18 protein-coding genes are annotated in these 19369 nt (G+C 46.0%); 11 read left to right on the forward strand and 7 right to left on the reverse strand.

What is annotated here, in order from left to right; all coding sequences use genetic code 11:
* Positions 1-92: 92 nt before the first annotated feature.
* The 3 genes from clpX to HMPREF0240_RS04375 all read left to right on the forward strand — a co-directional run bounded on the left by clpX (position 93) and on the right by HMPREF0240_RS04375 (position 3457).
* Complete coding sequence (gene clpX, locus HMPREF0240_RS04370; RefSeq protein WP_009002236.1) at positions 93-1553, forward strand: ATP-dependent Clp protease ATP-binding subunit ClpX; 1461 nt, start codon at positions 93-95, stop codon at positions 1551-1553.
* A 431-nt stretch (positions 1554-1984) separates the two neighbouring features.
* On the forward strand, positions 1985-2113 hold the full coding sequence (locus HMPREF0240_RS25170; RefSeq protein ID WP_278245575.1) for a hypothetical protein: 129 nt from the start codon (positions 1985-1987) through the stop codon (positions 2111-2113).
* A 72-nt stretch (positions 2114-2185) separates the two neighbouring features.
* Positions 2186-3457, forward strand: a complete 1272-nt coding sequence (locus tag HMPREF0240_RS04375; RefSeq protein WP_035312371.1) for a cation:proton antiporter — start codon at positions 2186-2188, stop codon at positions 3455-3457.
* A 68-nt stretch (positions 3458-3525) separates the two neighbouring features.
* On the opposite strand, the gene HMPREF0240_RS04380 is transcribed toward HMPREF0240_RS04375, so the two are convergent.
* The gene (locus tag HMPREF0240_RS04380; RefSeq protein WP_009002238.1) at positions 3526-5229 is read right to left on the reverse strand and encodes a S8 family peptidase; all 1704 of its coding nucleotides are present in this window, start codon (positions 5227-5229) and stop codon (positions 3526-3528) included.
* Positions 5230-5442: 213 nt separating this feature from the next.
* Here HMPREF0240_RS04380 and HMPREF0240_RS04385 point away from each other — a divergent pair, with 213 nt between their 5' ends.
* Both HMPREF0240_RS04385 and HMPREF0240_RS04390 read left to right on the forward strand, forming a co-directional pair.
* Positions 5443-6294: a late embryogenesis abundant protein 76 (LEA 76) gene (locus tag HMPREF0240_RS04385; protein WP_009002239.1), complete on the forward strand. Its 852-nt coding sequence runs from the start codon at positions 5443-5445 to the stop codon at positions 6292-6294.
* 10 nt (positions 6295-6304) lie between these two features.
* On the forward strand, positions 6305-6784 hold the full coding sequence (locus HMPREF0240_RS04390; RefSeq protein WP_009002240.1) for a signal peptidase II: 480 nt from the start codon (positions 6305-6307) through the stop codon (positions 6782-6784).
* Here the strand turns inward: HMPREF0240_RS04390 and HMPREF0240_RS04395 are convergent.
* A complete protein-coding gene (locus HMPREF0240_RS04395; protein ID WP_009002241.1) occupies positions 6765-7697 on the reverse strand; it encodes a D-2-hydroxyacid dehydrogenase in 933 nt (310 codons plus the stop codon). The genes HMPREF0240_RS04390 and HMPREF0240_RS04395 overlap by 20 nt on opposite strands.
* Before the next feature lie 270 nt (positions 7698-7967).
* On the opposite strand from HMPREF0240_RS04395, the gene nudC reads away from it, so the two are divergent.
* From nudC to HMPREF0240_RS04410, 3 genes are all read left to right on the forward strand, one after another.
* Entirely contained in the window at positions 7968-8804 is an 837-nt protein-coding gene (gene nudC / locus HMPREF0240_RS04400) for an NAD(+) diphosphatase (protein ID WP_009002242.1), read from the forward strand.
* Between the two features lie 12 nt (positions 8805-8816).
* Positions 8817-9239 (forward strand): hemerythrin family protein, encoded by a 423-nt coding sequence (locus tag HMPREF0240_RS04405; protein ID WP_009002243.1) that lies wholly within the window; start codon positions 8817-8819, stop codon positions 9237-9239.
* Between the two features lie 242 nt (positions 9240-9481).
* Entirely contained in the window at positions 9482-10336 is an 855-nt protein-coding gene (locus tag HMPREF0240_RS04410) for a YitT family protein (RefSeq protein ID WP_035312372.1), read from the forward strand.
* Here the strand turns inward: HMPREF0240_RS04410 and HMPREF0240_RS04415 are convergent, their stop codons facing one another.
* The 5 genes from HMPREF0240_RS04415 to HMPREF0240_RS04435 all read right to left on the reverse strand — a co-directional run bounded on the left by HMPREF0240_RS04415 (position 10337) and on the right by HMPREF0240_RS04435 (position 16784).
* Positions 10337-12016, reverse strand: a complete 1680-nt coding sequence (locus tag HMPREF0240_RS04415; protein ID WP_009002245.1) for a diguanylate cyclase — start codon at positions 12014-12016, stop codon at positions 10337-10339.
* Between the two features lie 182 nt (positions 12017-12198).
* Positions 12199-12990 (reverse strand): response regulator, encoded by a 792-nt coding sequence (locus HMPREF0240_RS04420; RefSeq protein WP_009002246.1) that lies wholly within the window; start codon positions 12988-12990, stop codon positions 12199-12201.
* Between the two features lie 65 nt (positions 12991-13055).
* Positions 13056-14345 carry a histidine kinase gene (locus HMPREF0240_RS04425; protein ID WP_009002247.1) on the reverse strand — a complete coding sequence of 430 codons (1290 nt, stop codon included), beginning with the start codon at positions 14343-14345 and terminating at the stop codon, positions 13056-13058.
* A 141-nt stretch (positions 14346-14486) separates the two neighbouring features.
* Positions 14487-15707, reverse strand: a complete 1221-nt coding sequence (pepT, locus tag HMPREF0240_RS04430; RefSeq protein WP_009002248.1) for a peptidase T — start codon at positions 15705-15707, stop codon at positions 14487-14489.
* Between the two features lie 180 nt (positions 15708-15887).
* The gene (locus tag HMPREF0240_RS04435; protein WP_009002249.1) at positions 15888-16784 is read right to left on the reverse strand and encodes an AraC family transcriptional regulator; all 897 of its coding nucleotides are present in this window, start codon (positions 16782-16784) and stop codon (positions 15888-15890) included.
* Positions 16785-17176: 392 nt separating this feature from the next.
* Between HMPREF0240_RS04435 and HMPREF0240_RS04445 the strand changes: the two genes are divergently transcribed.
* From HMPREF0240_RS04445 to HMPREF0240_RS04455, 3 genes are all read left to right on the forward strand, one after another.
* Positions 17177-17422 carry a hypothetical protein gene (locus HMPREF0240_RS04445; protein WP_009002250.1) on the forward strand — a complete coding sequence of 82 codons (246 nt, stop codon included), beginning with the start codon at positions 17177-17179 and terminating at the stop codon, positions 17420-17422.
* Positions 17423-17644: 222 nt separating this feature from the next.
* Positions 17645-18256, forward strand: coding sequence for a class I SAM-dependent methyltransferase (locus HMPREF0240_RS04450; RefSeq protein ID WP_009002251.1), 612 nt, complete (start codon positions 17645-17647; stop codon positions 18254-18256).
* Between the two features lie 35 nt (positions 18257-18291).
* Positions 18292-19272, forward strand: coding sequence for a Gfo/Idh/MocA family oxidoreductase (locus tag HMPREF0240_RS04455; protein ID WP_009002252.1), 981 nt, complete (start codon positions 18292-18294; stop codon positions 19270-19272).
* Positions 19273-19369 lie beyond the last annotated feature (97 nt).

The following is a 19369-nucleotide window of genomic DNA, read 5'->3' on the forward strand; positions in this document are numbered from 1 at the left end:
TTATAATCATTTAGTAGGGATGTGGGAAAGCACAATGCTTAGATAAGCATTCCCTACAACTGAGAAATCCGTATGCGAAAGAAGGGAGAGCTATGTCAGATAAAGATTTTATCATTATAGATGAAGAAGAGCACAGAGAAGATAGAACGGACATTGTGGAAGAAAAGAAGGAAACAGCCGTAGCTGCTCAGGAAGAGGACGGAAGCGATGATGAGGAGTACGAAAAGTACTGTCTGATGTGTCACCGTCCGGAGAGCGCTGCAGGGAAGATGATTGAACTTCCGAACCATATCACAGTATGCAAGGACTGTATGCAGAAAAGTTTTGATGCCATGACCAATGGCGCTATTGACTACAGCAGGCTGATGAATATGCCGGGCGTACAGTTTATGAAGATGTCCGACCTGGAAGATAAGATTCCAAAGAACCAGAAGATAAAAAAGAAAAAAGATAAGCCGAAGGAACCACAAAAGCTTGATATTAAGGACATTCCGGCGCCGCACAAGATCAAAGCTCAGCTGGACGAGTATGTGGTTGGCCAGGAATATGCTAAAAAAGCAATGTCAGTGGCTGTATATAATCATTACAAAAGAGTTGCTACAGACAGCATGGACGAGATCGAGATCGAAAAATCCAATATGCTGATGATCGGGCCAACCGGAAGCGGAAAGACGTATCTGGTAAAGACGCTTGCAAGGCTCCTGGATGTGCCGCTGGCGATCACAGACGCCACCTCTCTTACAGAGGCCGGCTACATAGGCGATGATATTGAAAGCGTTGTATCCAAACTGCTTGCTGCTGCGGACAATGAAGTAGAGAGAGCAGAGCGTGGAATCATCTTTATCGATGAGATAGATAAGATTGCAAAGAAGAGAAATTCCAGCCAGAGAGATGTAAGCGGCGAGTCTGTACAGCAGGGCCTGCTGAAACTCCTTGAAGGCAGTGAGGTTGAAGTGCCGGTAGGGGCTAACAGCAAGAATGCCATGGTGCCCCTTGCCACGGTGAATACAAAGAATATCCTGTTCATCTGCGGAGGAGCCTTCCCGGATCTGGAAGATATCATCAAGGAGAGACTGTCCCATAAGACATCCATGGGATTTAACGCAGAATTAAAAGATAAATACGAGAAGGATAAGGACATTTTATCCAAGGTTACAATGGAGGATCTTAGGACATTCGGTATGATCCCTGAGTTTATCGGCCGTCTTCCGATCATCTTTACACTGAAGGGGCTGGACAAAGAGATGCTTGTCCAAATTCTGAAAGAACCAAGAAACGCAATTTTGAAGCAGTATAAGAAATTGCTGGCCCTGGATGAAGTGAACCTGGAGTTCGATGAAGGGGCACTGGAAGCGATTGCCGAAAAAGCGATGAAAAAGAATACCGGCGCAAGAGCTCTGCGTGCAATTATTGAGGAGTTCATGCTGGATATTATGTATGAGATACCGAAGGATGATAACATCGGACAGGTAACGATTACAAGGCAATATATCGAAGGGACTGGGGGACCGATTATACAGCTTAGAGGACAGGAGACGCTGATGCTGAGTTAGGGGGTGGACGCCTGCCCTTGATGGAGAATACGGCGCCGGCGGGGATGCCTGCAGGTGCTTTTGGATACCGGACACTTAGCCTGGTTCCCGTAAGGATAAAATAGAAAAATCTGATGGAACCGACGACATGCAGCCCCAAATCTGATGATTTGGGGCTTTAGTCGTCTCAGACTTTGCTTGGTAAAGCAAAGTCTGTTCATCAGATTTTTCTATTTTATCCTAACGGAAACACGGCACGCTTTAGGTATCCAAAAGCACCTGCAGGCATCCCCGCCGGCACCGTATTCTCCATCAAGGGCAGGCTGGGTGCATCCTGGCGGGAGACGGCTGGTATGGGGGAAGGCGTTAGGTGCGAGTGGCGTATGGGGATGGCGGTGCGTGAGAGATATATATGGTGACGGTTAAACAGGGAGTGTTTGGCGGAGATGTGTATGGATAAAATGGCAGGTGAGGATTTGGGCTGGGAATTGGAGGAGAGAGTCGGAAATTTGAGAAGGATAAAAAGTAAATATTGCACGTTTTTTATAAAAAAATTGTATGGGGAGAGGGGAAATGCTTGAAAATTTTTTTTGAAAGGTGTATTGTTGTATCTGTTCGGGATTAATAAGTGTGAGAAATGTGAGGAGAAAATTATGAGCAGCTACAGTTTTTTACTAGATTTGGCAATTATCTTGTTATTCACGAAGGTTCTCGGGCTTTTGACGAAGAAGGTCCAGATGCCTCAGGTTGTGGGGGCGCTTCTGGCGGGGCTTTTGCTTGGGCCGGCCGGGATTGGGATTCTTGGGGAGACTTCTTTTATTCATGCGGTGGCCGAGATCGGGGTTATTGTACTGATGTTCTGTGCGGGGATGGAGACGGATATTAAGGAGCTGAAAGCAAGTGGTAAGGCATCTTTTGTTATTGCACTTTGCGGTGTGATTGTTCCGCTTCTGGGCGGTTTTGGAGCGGCTTATTTTTTTAACAGGCCGGGGATGATCACATCGGATGTGGATACGAGTGTGTTTCTTCAGAATATTTTTATCGGAGTGATTCTGACGGCCACATCTGTAAGCATTACAGTTGAAACACTGAAAGAACTGGGGAAATTGAAAACCCGTTCAGGAAATGCCATTTTGGGGGCGGCTATTATAGATGATATTCTGGGTATCATTGCACTTACGATTGTAACAAGTCTGGCAGACTCTTCTGTGAAGCTGGGGACGGTTCTGCTGAAACTTGTCGGTTTCTTTGTTTTTGCGGGCGTGGTTGGATTTCTCTTTTACCGGCTGTACAAGAACTGGGTGGACAAGGCCAGGAAGGAAATGCACCGCCATACGATCGTTGCATTTGTGTTCTGCCTTCTGATGTCTTATATTGCGGAGGAAGTTTTTGGCGTTGCGGATATAACAGGTGCGTTTATAGCGGGACTGATTATCTCGAACGTGGAACGTTCTACATATCTGGAAAGCAAGTTTGATACCATATCTTACATGCTGCTGTCACCTGTATTTTTTGCAAGTATCGGACTGAAAGTTGTACTGCCTGAGATGTCCGCGGCGATTGTTGGATTTGCAGTTGTTCTGACAATTGTAGCGATTCTTACAAAAGTGGTAGGATGCGGACTGGGAGCCAAGATGTGCAGATATCAGAATTACCAGGCGAAACGTATTGGTGTGGGAATGATATCCAGGGGCGAGGTTGCGCTGATTGTGGCCAGCAAGGGATCCAGCCTGGGGCTGCTTGGTTCTGCGTTTCTCGGGCCGGTTATCATTGTTGTAGTGATCACAACAATAATTACGCCTGTGTTGTTAAAGGTTGTATTCAGGCCGGGTACGGCACAGATTCAGGAGCAGCCTGTTCCTGAAAATGAGATGGTTACAAGCTACTATGAAAATGCAAATGAAATACGTGGAGAAGGACGCTGATCAGGCGTCCTTCCTGCGTATAAAAAGGGGGTACCGAAAAAAGAGCCGGGCTATGTACATGTTATTTCTCAGAACTTACGAGCCTGCTCAAATGTGTTATACAGGTTCAGCTGCCCATACCCCCATTCTCTGTTTGGAAATGTCATATTGGGCGGACGCACGGCTCCCAGGATCAGCAGGCTTTTGATCTGGTAAGAATCAATGCGGGGATTTCCAAGCTGGTAAATGATCCACTCCAAAAGCAATGCCGTTGCACCTGCCGTAATACCTGTGGATATACTGGAGCCGGACCTGACAGCGTAACGCCCATTTGGCAGAGCGCCTTTTACATCGATTCCCGGTGCGGTAACATCCGGATTGATCTGTTCATATCGCGTGTATCCTCTGCCGGAACTTAAGGCAATGCTGTTGTTGGCACCATTATAATAGGAAACAACGATTGTGCTGATGGTATTACCCGGATTGGTCAGCGTGTAGTAAGGGTCTGCGTTTAAAAAGTATACTTCACCCCCTATAAATTCTTTGACAGGCAGCCAGATATGAAATTGTCCGTCTATCGTCTGTACCGGTATGACATTTACCTTCCAGATACCGGGGACGGGGGCCCGAAAACTGAAAAAGGCCAGTTCTGAAGTACTTCCTTCCACAATCAGCCGGTAATTAACCGTGACGCGTGTCCTCTCAAAGATAAAATCATACACAGAAGTGGAGCTGGTTTCTACCGCAACCGGCGTTGTTGTCTCACCCGAGGGTGAGGTCAGGGTGAGGGAAAGAATATTGGGGATATCCGTCCATAACTCCATTACGAAGCCGGGCACATTTTCACCAACCCGGATTTCTACCGTATTTGTCGAAGAGCCATTGTGAAGGTCATAGGAATAATGATGCCTCTGGTCTGCTTCATTACCGCCGCCAATAACTGGTATGCGGCTGTTGAGGGTACTGTAATGCTCCAGTATCTGAGAGAGCGGTGTCAGGCTGATGTGTCCGCCCATATTGGTTCCAAGCGCGATGCACAGCACCAGCGGCATATTTTTGGCCGTTGCCAGGTCATTTAAATACCGGAGGCCCAGCAGAATATCGGTATCCTGGTAACAGGGGGTCGAGGCCGGAACAAAATAGTAATCACGAAGATACTGTTTGGCCTGTTTTAACTTGACTACTGCAATGGTACATTCCGGAGCTGCCCCCAGAAACTGTTCCTCAGGGTTGCCGCTGCCCGCCGCCAGGCTGGCCAGGAATGTACCATGTCCTAATTCATCTTCTGAGGGGACTGCTGATTTGGGATTATCAGACTGAAGCGCTTCATCAATCATTTCCTGTGTATATTCAGTTCCGTAGGCGAAGCTATCCGGCGGCGCGCCGGTCTGTATTGTCTGGTCCCAGATCCCTGCAATTCTGGTTGAACCGTCCAGGTTTCGGAAAATCGAATTGGTATAATCAATCCCTGTATCCACGAATCCGATCATGACGTTTTTTCCTTTGAGCTGCAGGGTGGGATAGTTCTGGATTGCCAGGATGCCGGCCTGGTTCAGGGCTTCCATGCTTAGAAGGGAATAGCATTTTGGGATGGCGCGGTAAGGATATCTCCCAAGATTGACGGGATCTGCCTGGATAGCGGATACATAAATACAGTGATAATCGAAATCACCTGTCTGTTCGCACAACTGCTCCATTGGAATGTTGGACAGCGTAGGTGGAAGCGTATCGGTTATGACAAAATCGCGGAAATCTTCAGATATAATACGTTCTCTGCATATATTAGAATCCATTTCAAATATCCATTCTGTTTTTTAATAAGTATATGAATACCCGGTAGCAGAATATGCGGGGATTCTTAACTGTCTGCCATGGGACAGACCAGTGCTAAAATTAATATTAAATAAAGGAAAATCGGTTGAAGTTGGCATATTATGGGGTATAATGTATTATAAATAATGAATCCGTATGTGACAGGATTTAAATACGAAGGGAGATACACAGATATGAAAGCATTTTTTGAGGACTTGGGCAGAAAAATCGGTGAAACAGCGGAAACAGTAACGAATAAGGCGGGGGAGGCAGTTGAGATTCAGAGACTGCGCAATCAGATCAGAGCGCTGGAGCGGGGCAATGAGAGAGATTATGCTGAACTTGGTAAGATGGTTTATGACCATTATAAAGAAGGCGAAGTGGTAGATTCAGAGGCCATCGGCATCTGTGATGCGATTCAGAACAGAGAGGAAAGCATCGAAAAATATGAGCAGCAGATATCGGATGTGAAGGGCGATGTTACATGTGACGGATGCGGTAAGTCCGTAGCAAAAGAGATGGCATATTGTCCGCACTGCGGATCTAAGGTTCCTGAGCAGACCGAATCAAAAGAGAGCGACTACGCAGATGCCGTGAAGGAGAAAGTTGTGGATATGGCCGGGAAGATGAAAGAGAAAGCAGAAGCTGCAGCCGATACAGTACGGGAAAAGGCAGAAACCACCGCGGAGACCGTGAAAGAAAAAGCTGGAACAACAGCGGAATCTGTGCGGGAAAGGACAGAAGAGGCAGCAGATACTGCAATGGAAAAGACAGAAAATACAGCTGACATCGTAAAGGAAAAGGCGGAAAACGCAGCGGATACCGTAAAAGAAAAGGCGGAAAACGCGGCGGATACCGTAAAAGAAAAGACGGAAAACGCAGCGGATACTGTAAAAGAAAAGACTGCGGAAGCGGCAGATGCTCTGAAGGAGAAGACGGCAGAGGCAGTGGAGACCGTAAAGGAAAAGGCAGAGAATGCGGCAGAGGCAGTGAAGGAAAAAGCAAAAGAAGCGGAAGAAAAAATAAAATCCATGACAGAAGAGTAGGGGGAACTCCATGATTATTTTGGTTTTAATGAGTCTGACGCTAAGTCTTGCGCTTGCCGATATTGCGATTAAGTCCTACGTAGAAGGATATATGAAAAAGGGGGAGGAACGCACGGCATGTAAAGGCAGGGTTATGATACGCAAGGTATATAATAAAGGGATGTGCCTGAACCTGTTTGAGGATCATCAGGATTTTGTGAAGATATCATCCGCCATAGTGACGATGCTGCTTACGATCTATCAGTGTATCACCCTGGTCAGAAAAAGGCATTACCTCAAAAAAGCAGGTCTGTCCCTGATGACGGCCGGGGCGTGGAGCAATACCTTTGACAGATGGATACGCGGTTATGTGATTGATTATGTCGGTTTTAAGACAAAATGGGAAAAAATCACAAAGATTACGTATAATCTCGGTGACTTTTTCCTGGCGGCCGGAGCCGTGCTTATGATGTTGTCTTCTATTTTCAATTTTAAGAAAAAAAAGAACTGATCTGTCCGGCAATGATATCCATAAGGCGGGTGCGGGATTCCACGCTCGCCCAGCCGATATGCGGGGTGATGAGCAGTCTCCGGCTGTCCGAAAAGGCGCGCAGAGGGCTGTCTTTGGACATTGGCTCCTGGGAGAGCACGTCCAGTCCGGCAGCTGCGATCAGTTTCTGATCCAATGCGGCAGCAAGCGCATTTTCCTCCACGATCTGGCCGCGGCCGAGATTGAGGAAGATCGCATGCGGCTGCATTTTTTGGAAGGCCGGCCCGTCCATCAGACCTTCGGTGTACTGGTTCAGCGGGGCATGCACGGACACGATATCGGAGGAAGAAAGAAGCGTGTCAAAGTCGACCTGTTGGTAACCAGCCTGCGGCGGCGCACCGGAGGGCGAGCAGTAGATGACATGAGCACCGAAAGCTTCTGCTATGGAAGCCACACGGCGGCCGATGTTCCCCAGTCCGATAATGCCCCAGGTCATCCCTTTCAGTTCATGGAAGGCCTCTGCAAAATGAGAGAATGCAGTATCATTCACATAACGGCCGCTTTTTACGTAATTGTCATAGTAGCTCAGTTTTTCGAGGAGATAGAAAAGCATGGCAAAAGTGTGCTGGGCGACGGATTCTGTGGAATAATCCGCAACGTTGCACCAGGCTATGCCTCTTTTGTCAAGATATTCTTTGTCCAGAACATCCGTCCCGGTAGCTGTTACACAGATGAGCTTCAGATGTCCTGCGGTGTGTATGGTCTGTTCATTGATATCTATTTTGTTTATTACGAGTACATCCGCATCCTTAACACGTTCCGGTACTTCTGCGGAGGTGGAAAAAGGGTATTTGACGACATCCCCTAACTTGTCGAAACAGGACAGGTCAATATCCTCCCCGATCGTCTTTGCATCCAGAAATACAATTTTCATAATGAACTCCTTTCTTTTTCTGTTGGCAATACCAATATTCTTATCTTATAGGAAAGTTCGTTGAACTTGCAAGATAAAAAGCCCTCCGGGCGGGATGCGCACTGCGGTGTACGAGGCAGATGCCGCGATGCGGCCGCCGCAGGCGCGGGTTTCCTAAGCGAAACTCTATTTCATTATTCAATAGTTTTGTGGATAAGTCAATATCCAGGGTGCAGCAAAGGGGAAAATGTGCTATGATAAAGAAGATCACAGAGAAAGCAGGTAAGGAATATGATACAGGATATTGCACCACATCGCTATGATAACGCATATACCCCGGCTCCCCCGGACAGAGACAGCGTTGCCCTATATTATGAGGAACATACCACACTTGTAAAGAATACGCCTGAAGGAATTGAGCTGCCCAGGTTTAAAGATTTGGAACGGCTGAATGAGGATATTTATGAAGAGTATACATATTTATTTTCAATAGATGAGGAACGTTATTATCTGGTAGAGGAGATCAACAGAGAGCGCCTGTCTGTGTTTACCATGGAGAATACAGAGATCTTCCGCAGGTCTGATCCCCAGCACCTTGCATTTGCAGGGATTACGGGGTATCAGCTGTTTAACTGGTATAAGAATCACAGGTATTGCGGACACTGCGGTTCCCTGATGAAAAAAGATAAGAAAGAGCGAATGCTCTATTGTGAAGAGTGCCATAATATGGAGTATCCAAAGATCTGTCCGGCAACGATTATCGGTGTAACCGATGGAAACAGGCTGCTGATGTCCAAATATGCCGGCAGGGCCTATAAAAGATATGCTCTTCTTGCAGGCTTTGTTGAAATCGGGGAGACGCTGGAAGAAACGGTAAAAAGAGAAGTCATGGAAGAAGTAGGGTTGAAGGTGAAGAATGTCAGATATTATAAGAGTCAGCCATGGTCGTTTAGTGAGACGGTGCTGATGGGATTCTACTGTGATCTGGATGGAGACGACACCATTACGCTGGATGAAGAAGAATTGGCACTGGCGGAATGGTTTGAGCGGGAAGATATCCCGGTCGGTCCCTTAAGAGACAGCCTGACAAATGAGATGATTATGAAGTTTAAAAATGGAGAGATTTAGGAGGAAAATAAGATGAGAGCAGAATTTGATGACAGTCTGGTAACTGGAAATGAGATGATTGACACGCAGCACAAGGAACTGATTGATAAGATCAATAAGCTTCTGGACAGCTGTGAGAGCGGCAGGGATAAACTGGTGGCTATAAAGACGCTGGATTATCTTGCTGATTATACGGATTTCCATTTTTCTGAGGAAGAGAAGCTTCAGGAAGAGATTGAGTATCCCGGGATTACAGAACACAAGAAGGAGCATGAGAAGCTCAGAACCGTGGTAAAGGAACTGTATGAGATGCTGGAAGAAGAGGAAGGTCCTTCCGATGCGTTTGTGGAGCAGGTGAATAAGAACGTGATCGAATGGCTTTACCGCCATATTAAGGGATTTGACAGGTCTGTCGCAGAGTACAAGTTTATGACTGCAAACAGTGAACGGCTCTAGGGATAAAGTTAGGGACTGTTTTTGTTATCGCTCCGATGCTGTGCAGTGAATGCACAGCACGGTCTGAACATTAACACCGCCTGTGAACAGCCACAAAAGTTTTAACCGGGGGTGTTGACAAATCAGTTCGGATGGATTAGACTGAAGATTAGAGAAGAGCACGTGCGAATTATATTTTATAATTTGTAGGTGTTCTTTTTTGTGCTTATTTGGGGAATGCTATTTTTAGAGAGGTGACGCTTATGAAAAAAATGAATTTTAAGAAGCTGGCTTATGATATTATGATTGACGTTGTGGGCGGTATTCTGATTGGGGTCGGGATTTACAATTTTGCGGCGAATGCGGCTTTTCCGCTGGCGGGAATTTCGGGTATTGCATTGATTTTCTATCATTTATTCGGGATGCCTATCGGGTGGGTGACTATGCTGCTGAATGTGCCGATTGCGATCGCCTGCTATAGGACGCTGGGGAAGGAGTTTTTTGTGCGGTCGGTGAGGACGGTTATTATAACGTCTCTGATTATCGACTATGTGGCTCCGCTGCTCCCGGTTTATTCGGGCGACCGGATGCTGGCGGCGATTTGTACCGGGATTTTTTCCGGGCTGGGTTATGCACTGATATTTATGAATAACTCTTCTACCGGGGGGATGGATTTTATTACCGTTTCCATTAAAGTGAAACGGCCGCATCTGACACTGGGGAAGATCGTGTTTATCACGGATGCAATTATTGTGGCGGTCGGCGGATACATGTTTAAAGATGTGGACGGGACAATCTACGGATTCATTATTACTTATCTGCTGACGTTTGTGATTGATAAGATTATGTACGGCATCGATGCCGGAAAGATGACCCTGATTGTGACAGACAAGGGGCAGGAGGTTGCGGATAAGATTGATAAGTATTCGGGGAGAGGTTCTACACTGCTGAAAGGCAGGGGAAGCTATTCCGGTATTGAGAAGGAAGTCGTGATGTGCGCGTGCAATAATAAGCAGATGTATACGATAAGGAAAATGGTCAGGGAAGTGGATCCCACCGCATTTACAGTAATTATGGAGTCTAATGAGGTAGTGGGAGAAGGATTCAAGGAAGAGTAGTTAAACTACTCTTCCAGACTCCTCTTTTTCTGTATCTTCCTTTCTCTTCATGGCGATCTTGTTCTGATACATGGCATCATCGGCGCGCTTGAACACTTCGTTTACGGTCAGGTCTACATTCTCTTCGTAAATTGCAATTCCACGTGCGATGGAGACTTTTCCGTCCTTACCGGCGAAGCCATTAAACTCATCCAGGGCGGCCTGGAAACGTTCCAACAACTGTTCATAGTTTTCCAACTCTGAGTTCTCCAGGATTACGACAAATTCATCACCGCCGATTCTGTAAACAGGACTCCGTTTGAATACCTTGCATATGATTTTACAGGCGTTGATAATCAGGATATCACCAAAATCATGGCCGTGTGAATCGTTTACGGTTTTTAGGTTGTTAATATCAAATACCAATAATGCAAATTCAGGTTTGCCGGTTCGGGTCATTGTCTCCAGCCTGTCGGCAGCTTCCTGATAGGCTGTTTTATTCTTGACACCGGTCAATGCGTCCCGGTAGGCGAGACCGTTGATGTAATCTATATATTTCCGCAGATGGTTCACCGTCTGCTGAAAGCTGTCGGCCAGCATGCCGACCTCATCCTTTGTCTGGTTGGAGAGTGAGACAGTCAGATCTCCGTCTGCAATTTTCCTGGCTGCGTCATTTAATTCTTTCAGCGGCCGGATCAGCCGCCGCGTCATATGTATGGTCAGAAAGACAGACAGGAAGGAGATCAGCAGCATTGCGATACAGCTCTGCAGTATCAGGGTGTTTTTAGCCTGGTCGATTTCCGAAGAGGGGGCTGTGATGACCAGCTTCATATCATTTCTGAGCGTGCAGAGAGCCATTTCTTTTTTGACATCGTGCCATTTATAAGAAAAAAGATAATTACCGCTGCTGCCGTTTTGAAGCTCATCCACAATCGGCCGCAGGCTTTTCTCCAGGCTGCCCATGGAAGAACCGGAATCGACTTCTTCGTGGTACATGATATTTGCATCTTCATCGGTGAGAAAGGCATAGCCGGTGTCGTAGATTTTTATGTTTTCCACAATTTCTTTGATCACACTGAAATCAATATCCATCCCAATCACACCGATTGCCGTGTTGTCCGCATAAATTGGAATTACATAGGAAATCATTTCCACATTGATATTTTTGTTCATATAGGGCTTCATCCAGGTAGCTTTTCCGCTATCTATGGGGATATAGTACCAGCCGACATGCTCCATGTCATCCGATGCATAGCGGGAAAAATCAGTGGGAGTCAGCTGCTGGAACCTGCCTTCCAGAGCGGTTCTGCTCCAGAACAGGCCGGAGGTGGGTTCTGTAAAGTCAGGATTATACCTGGCATAGACGGCCAGCGCTCCTTCTGTGTTGTTGGCAGCGTTAACAGCCACGCTTTGCAGACGCTGTGTATATTCCCTGACGACATCGGGGGAAGTTTTAAACTGTTCGACATCCGGGAGTTCCTGATCCGCATAAACGGCCAGTGTGTTGACGGACTGCTCGATGCGTGAGAAGATACCGTTCAGTGCCCGGGCCTTTTCACTGCACATAAGATTCATCAGCTGTGCAGAATCCTTGTCCACAACTTTCTGGGCGCTGAGGATGCCCGCTCCTCCGATGATGACTGAGGAAAGCAGGACGCAGCCTAAAATCAAAGCGATAAACTTTGTCTGTATTGATCTCATAAAAATTCTCCTTACTCTATGGAAACTATCCTTTTACTGTTCATTTAATATAGCAATATAACAGCAAAGAAAGCGCAAAGAGAATAAGCCTGTAAGTGCATACTGGATGCGGACCGATTCATAAGAGCCGGATGCTGTGATGCGGCCAGTGCGGGCATGAGGGTGGCAGACAGAAATTCAACCTACTTCTGCTGCTCAAGTGCTCCCAGGGTCATTTCTGCCCAGGTATACTGTTTCATATATTCACCCATATATTTATTGACTGCGTCTGGCTCTCTGCGGAGGAAGCGGTACAGGTCACAGTCCAGTTTGCTGCAGTCTACGGCAAAGCTGTTGCGGCTCTTAAGCAGAATGTCATCGGCACCGGCAGCGGACAGACTGCGGGACAGGTCGGAGAGAAGTGTGCGGAGATGGCTTTTGACGGAGGCTCCGTAAGGTTTTTGTTCCCATAAAATGTCGCAGAGTTCCGCGGTATTTACGGATGCACCGCGCCGGTCAACAAGGTAGGCCAGCAGCTCTTTAGTTTTAGAAAGCCCAAAATGCATGGGTTTACCGTCCACAAAGATTTCAAAGTTGCCGAATGTCTGTACCCGTACGTGAGAGTCATCCTGGAGAGGCACAGATTTTAATTCTTCCAGTTCTTCCCTGATTTTCTGTGCATTTACAGGTTTCAGCAGATAGCCTCTTACATGCATGGAGTATGCCTGCATTGCATACTGGGAATAAGCAGTGACAAAGATGATCTTAGTACGGCAGGAAAGTTCCCGGATGTTCTTGGCAAGTTCCAGCCCTGTCATGCCGGACATTTCAATATCCAGAAATGCAACGTCCGGACGCAGACCGTCTTTTATGGCACGGTACGCCTCTCTGGTATGGTCAAAACGGTGTACTGTGCAGCCGGGCGCGGCCTCCAGGATCGACTCTGCCAGAACCCCAAGTACAATCGGTTCATCATCTACAGCTATGATTATCATATCGTTTACTCCTTTCGTGTACTTTCTTCTGCAGCTCTGCTGCGTATCCACCTGCAGGGCCTGCATTACGGGGTGCCCTTGGGTATGGTTATTGTAACAGAAGAGCCCAGACCGGGGGTACTTGTAATTGCCAGTCTGCCATTGCATTGTGCGCTCAGGCGCTTTTGCACATTGTTAAGCCCGACATGTTCTGTGTCGGATTCGTGCGGAATATCTACATCAAAGCCAATGCCGTTATCAGCGACGGTAATGGTGTAGGAATCGTCATTTTCTGAGGAGGCAATCGTGATGGTACCCCCCTCTTCCTGCTTCATAATGCCGTGGCGCACTGCGTTTTCTACAAGGGGCTGAAGTGTCAGGGGCGGCAGCAGAAAGTGCACGGCGGGGATCTCATAAGAGATCTGGAGCCGGCTGCCGAAACGCATCTGTTCTAGTTGGAGATAATGTTTTGTATGGGCAAGTTCCTGCTCGAAGGGGATGAGTTCCGTATAAGTCAGTGACTTGAGATTCCCGCGGAGAAAATCTGAAAAGTGGTCCACTGCTTCTTCTGCCAGATTTGGGTTAGTCCGGCACAATCCTTTTATAACTGACAGCGTATTATACAGAAAATGGGGCTGTATCTGTGAAAGCATGACAATGGTGCGTGTTTTCTCCAGCTCCAGTTCTTTCACAGCCATGTTCCGGGAATGTTCTATCTGAATGCTGATATAGATGCACATAGCAGAAACTGTAGTTGCCAGATAGAGCACGGCAACCCCGTATATAAGCATTTGTATAAACATTGCGATTATCGGCATGCCGATATAGGCCGCAAATGCTGCAAGTTCTCTTTTTTCCATTCGCTTCCGGTAAAGAAACAGAACACTGCCGTCGATCAGCATACACAGAATTCCAAACATCTGGGACAGCCAGAACAGATGCTGCCGGTGATAGATATTATAAGCATCAATGATATAATACATATGGTTAAACTGAGAGATAACAACAAGGAGAATGGCGGCAAAAGAAAGCCCCCACATGATACGGGACGGCAGCTTTGATATGATGGACCCCTTCGAGGATACAATGCAGACGAGGTATTCCGTGAACACTGCCAGGAGTATATAGCTAAAACAAAACACACAGAAGTTTGCGATCCGCACAAGATAAAAACTCCAGTCACCGGGCCTGCCTTTAAAGAGCCAGGCGGCAGCATCGCAGAACAGTACGATGGTGTTGATGGAAAGGACACAGATATACAGTTTCTCGGACCGCTCTTTTTTGTGGCCGGTCAGAATCAGACACAGGATGAAAATAAGTGAAAGCATACCACCAAAAGTTTCTAAAGAAATATTAATATATCCTACTGTACTCATTTTTGAGACCTCATTTGTAGAAAATGCCGCTCCAAAGATGAAAAAATCCTCTGTGGAGCGGCATCTCCGTGGTTTTTATGATGCTGGAAGCATGCGGCAGTCCGAAAAAACGGTCATTCGCAAAAGGCAGGGCACACAGGATCAGCTGTCTGCATAGATCCTGACAAGTTCAAAGGCCACATCCGCAGCAAGATCCATACCTTCTGCGGTAATATGCTCATAAGGGCCGTGATAACCATGTCCGCCTGTTCCAAGATTGGGGCAGGGAAGACCCTTAAAGCTGAGCTGGGCACCGTCTGTACCTCCCCGGATGGGCAGAATAAGTGGTGTGACACCGGCTTTCTCACATGCCTTTTTGGCATTGTCGATGAGGTGCCTGCATCCGTCAATGATCTCGGACATGTTGCGGTACTGTTGTGTAATGGTCAGACTAACAGTGCCGCTGCCCCATTTCTCATTCATCAGTTTCTCTATATGACGGAGTATCTGCTGACGCACTTCAAACGCTGCTGCGTCATGGTCGCGGACAATATAATGGAGCTCTGCATGCCCCACCTCGCCGGACATATTAACCAGATGGAAGAAGCCCTCGTAATTTTCTGTATCACGGGGGGTATCACCGGAGGGAAGCATGGCATTGATCTCCATGGCCACCAGGCTGGCATTCACCATTGTATCTTTGCTTGAACCTGGATGCACATTGACGCCTTCTATTATAAAATCGGCTTTGCATGCATTGAAATTTTCAAACTGGATTTCACCCTCGGTGTCGCCGTCCAGTGTGTAGCCGAAGTCTGCGCCGAATTCTTCTACATTAAAATGGGAGGCGCCGGATCCGATCTCCTCATCCGGTGTGAATGCGATGGAAAGCGGTCCATGGGGAATGTTTTCCGTGATCAGGCGCTCAACCACAGTCATGATTTCTGCGATTCCGGCTTTATCGTCCGCTCCCAGCACCGTTGTTCCGTCACTGGTAATCAGAGTGCGCCCCTTCAGGTCCGGCAGATGCCGGAAAGTCTCTGTACGGATTGTCCTTTTGCTTGTCCCCAGTACAAAATCCTTCCCGTCATAATTTTCTGTTATGATCGGGACGATATCGTGGTCACAGAAATCGGAAACCGTATCCATATGGGCAATAAAACCGATCTTTGTCTTGTCTTCATAGCCCGGTGTGGCTGGGAGATGTGCGTAGACATAGCACTGTTCATCTACTTTTGCATCAGATACCCCAAGGTCTTTCAGCTCCTGAACCAGCAGGCGGGCCAGATCGAACTGGCATTCACTGGACGGTACGGTTTCGCTGTTTTCATCGCTCGGTGTGCGGATAACAACGTATTTCAAAAGTCTTTCATAAGCTCTCATAATGACATATCTCCTTTTACTGTTTCATGCGGATTATTATAACACTTTTTGTAAGGAATATAAAACCATTCTATAAAAAATAATAAGGCTCGGGAAAACCTCACCAACTATTTTTCATGCATCGCACGTAAGTGACCAAAGTACGGTCACTAAGTGCTAATAGCTATAAAAAACAGCCATTCATCTTCGTCTGTATTCTTTTGGCGTGCACCCCATTATTTCGTGAAATACCTTTCCAAAGTAGCTGTTAGAGCTGAACCCACAGCTTTCGCTGATCGTGATAATGCTGCTGTCTGTCTGCAGCAGTAACTTTGCTGCCATCCGGATTCTGTAGTCGTTCAGATAATTCATGGGGGACAATCCGAGCCAGCGGCTGAAGCAGCGGGTACATTCACGTCCGCTGACACTGGCTGCATGAGCGATATCTGTCAATGTAATCTTTTCCGCATAATGTTCCCGGATATACTGTATCATGACTTTAATACGGTTTGCATCTGTTTCGCTGGTATTTTTATCGTTGCTTCGTATTTCTTTTGTTTCTTCCAGAAGCATACACCAGAATCTGGATAATTCCGTCCGGATTTCAAATTCATATCCAAAAGTTTCTTTTTCGTTTAGTTCCAGTGCGTTTAGAATCTGCTCGATCATATGGAGCCTTCTGCGGCTATCGGGACGAATTACAGCGGCCTGCAGTGTTTTGCATTTCAGAACAGGCAGAAAATAGTTTTGTTCAAAAATACTGTTATACATACCGGATAAAAAATGCATATCAAACAAATGGGCATAGATCTTACAGCCGGAAACCCCATCTCTGGCCCGCACAGTATGCAGGACATTAGAATTAATAAAAATGGCGTCCCCCTTCTTCAGATGATAAATGTTGTCTGATGTACAGAAATCAACTTCCCCCTCTTTCACATAGTCAATTTCAAATAAAGCATGCCAGTGCCATGGAAAACACTGTCCGATATGGCTGTCCAGATCTGCATACATGCAGACATATGGAAAATCTTCAGAGTGTGTCGGTACGATTTCTTCACTGTTATCTCCCAGATTCACACCAGATTTAATAATCACTAAACACTTCCCCCTTTATGTACCTTATTCTGCAGCTTTGCCACAGATCCGTCCGCAGGGCAGGAGCAGCAGCGTGCCCAGCGATATACTTACTCGAATCATATCGCTTTTCCAGCTTTTTCGCAATCTTATATTTATAGAAAACATCCAGATTTTTATATTTATTGTCCATATTTTAAAATATCTGAGTGGATAAAGCTACATTGTATAAAATTATGTATATGAAATCCCCCGATTTTATTGATATAGAAAAAAATATATTAAAATAGAGACCAAAATAAACCAGTCCATATTATTGCATTTTCATACAGAATCTGGATTTAATCTAAGCAGCTATTTCCGTATAATAAAGAGAATGAAAGTTAAAAAAGTTTGATAAAGGAGAAGATGCAATGAAAAAATATAATATATGTCTGAGAAATCTGACTGATCTGGAAAAATACGCAGACCTGCTGGAACGGTTTAGTTTCGAAGGTTTCATAAAAGGAGACAGAATGTGTCTGGAAGCCGATGACGTCCTCGAACTATTCCGATACTGCCCCCTGGAATCAGCACAGCTGTATGTAGATATAAAACCCCAGGAAGAAAGCCTGACAATAGGAGAGTATCTATTACAGACGGGCCTCTTGGTATCATAAAAAGCAGTGGCTATATCATAACTGCCCGAAGAATTTCATACTGTCAGGATAAAAAAACGCGTAGCCTACAACCATCCGCCTGGCGTCCCCCCTCCTCCAGTTAACCTTCGTTTAACAAGACCATCTTTACATTCATAGAGTATTTGAGTATACTAAAACTAGTTAGTTGATACTAAGTATTTAGTATTCAGGAATTATATTTAGATGACAGGGAGAAGAACGATGGGATATTATCAGAATGCATGTAAACCGGAAGGTTTAGATGGAAAAATGATGCTTAACAGGATGAACAACAGCCATGCTGCAATGGCAGAGTGGGGATTCAATCACATTACAATTCAGGAAGATGATTTGTCGCTGGATATTGGCTGCGGCGGAGGGGCAAATGTCAGAACTCTGCTGGAAAAAAGTATTCATGGAAAGGTAAAAGGCATAGATTATTCGGAAGTCAGTGTTGAAGAATCAACGAAGATGAATGCAGACGCAATCAAGGACGGACGGTGCCAAATCATACAGGGAGATGTAATGGCACTCCCATTTTCAGATGCCTCCTTTGACGTAATAACTGCATTTGAAACGGTTTATTTTTGGCCTGACATTTCCAAAGCGTTTGAGCAGGTGTTCAGAGTTCTGAAAGATGGCGGAATCTTTTTGATTTGTAATGAATCCAACGGTGAAGATCCTGAGGGGGAAAAATGGCTTGATGAGATTGAAGGAATGACGATTTATAATTCGGATCAGTTACGGCTTTTACTACAGCAGGCCGGGTTTTCCAATATTAAGATAGATAAAAAGGAAAACGGCTGGATCTGTGCAGCCGCAGAGAAAATATGAAATGAATGAACAGCAATATGAAGGGGGATTCAAGGATGAAAAATTATAATTGGGCTGCACTGGGATGCGGAGATATTGCCGGTCAGCTGGCTCAGGAAATGAGTCGCCAGGGAAGAAACTTATATGGCGCAGCGAACCGTACATATGCAAAAGCGGTAGAATTTGCAGAAAAATATGGGGTTCACAAGGTATATGATAAGATAGATGATATATTTGAAGACGAAGATGTAGATATTATTTATATTGCCACTCCCCATAATACACACAGTGAATATCTGCGGAAGGCGCTTCGGGCCGGAAAACATGTGCTCTGCGAGAAGTCGATTACTTTAAATGCAGGGGAACTGGAAGAAGCGGTAAAGCTGGCAGAGGATAATCATGTGGTTCTGGCGGAGGCAATGACAATTTATCATATGCCCATTTATAAGCGTCTTAGTGAGATCATAGCCTCCGGCAGACTTGGGGATTTGAAATTAATACAGATGAATTTTGGATGTTACAAAGAATATGATATGAGCAACCGTTTCTTCAATCCCAGCCTGGCGGGGGGAGCGATGCTGGATATTGGAGTCTATGCGCTTTCATTTGTCAGGTGGTTTATGTCATCAAAGCCGGATGAAATTGTATCGCAGGTGAAGTATGCACCTACCAAAGTGGACGAACAGGCCAGTATTCTGTTGAAAAACAGGGAAGAGGAAATGGCGGCCGTCATCTTGTCCCTGCATGCCCAGCAGCCGAAACGGGGGATGGTGTCATTCGACAGGGGGTATATCGAGATTTATGAATATACCCGAGGCGTAGAAGCAGTCATCACTTTTACAGAAGATGGAACCAAAGAAGTTATAAAAGCAGGCAATAAAGAAAATGCACTTGTATATGAAGTGGAAGATATGGAAGCAGCGGTTTCAGGAAAAGATAATGTCATGCATCTGGATTACACGAGAGACGTTATGGATATTATGACCAGCATACGTAATCAATGGGGGATGAAGTATCCTGAGGAGGAGCAGGACTAGAGCGGTAATCAGAAAGGCCAAGAGAATAGGCAAAAGGGTGCTGCAATCAATAATCTGACTGGTTCTGCTGTAAATACTGGCGCTGTCATATCGTTTC

Origin of the sequence: Clostridium sp. D5 (assembly GCF_000190355.1) — a bacterium.
Classification (GTDB): domain Bacteria; phylum Bacillota; class Clostridia; order Lachnospirales; family Lachnospiraceae; genus Faecalicatena; species Faecalicatena fissicatena_A.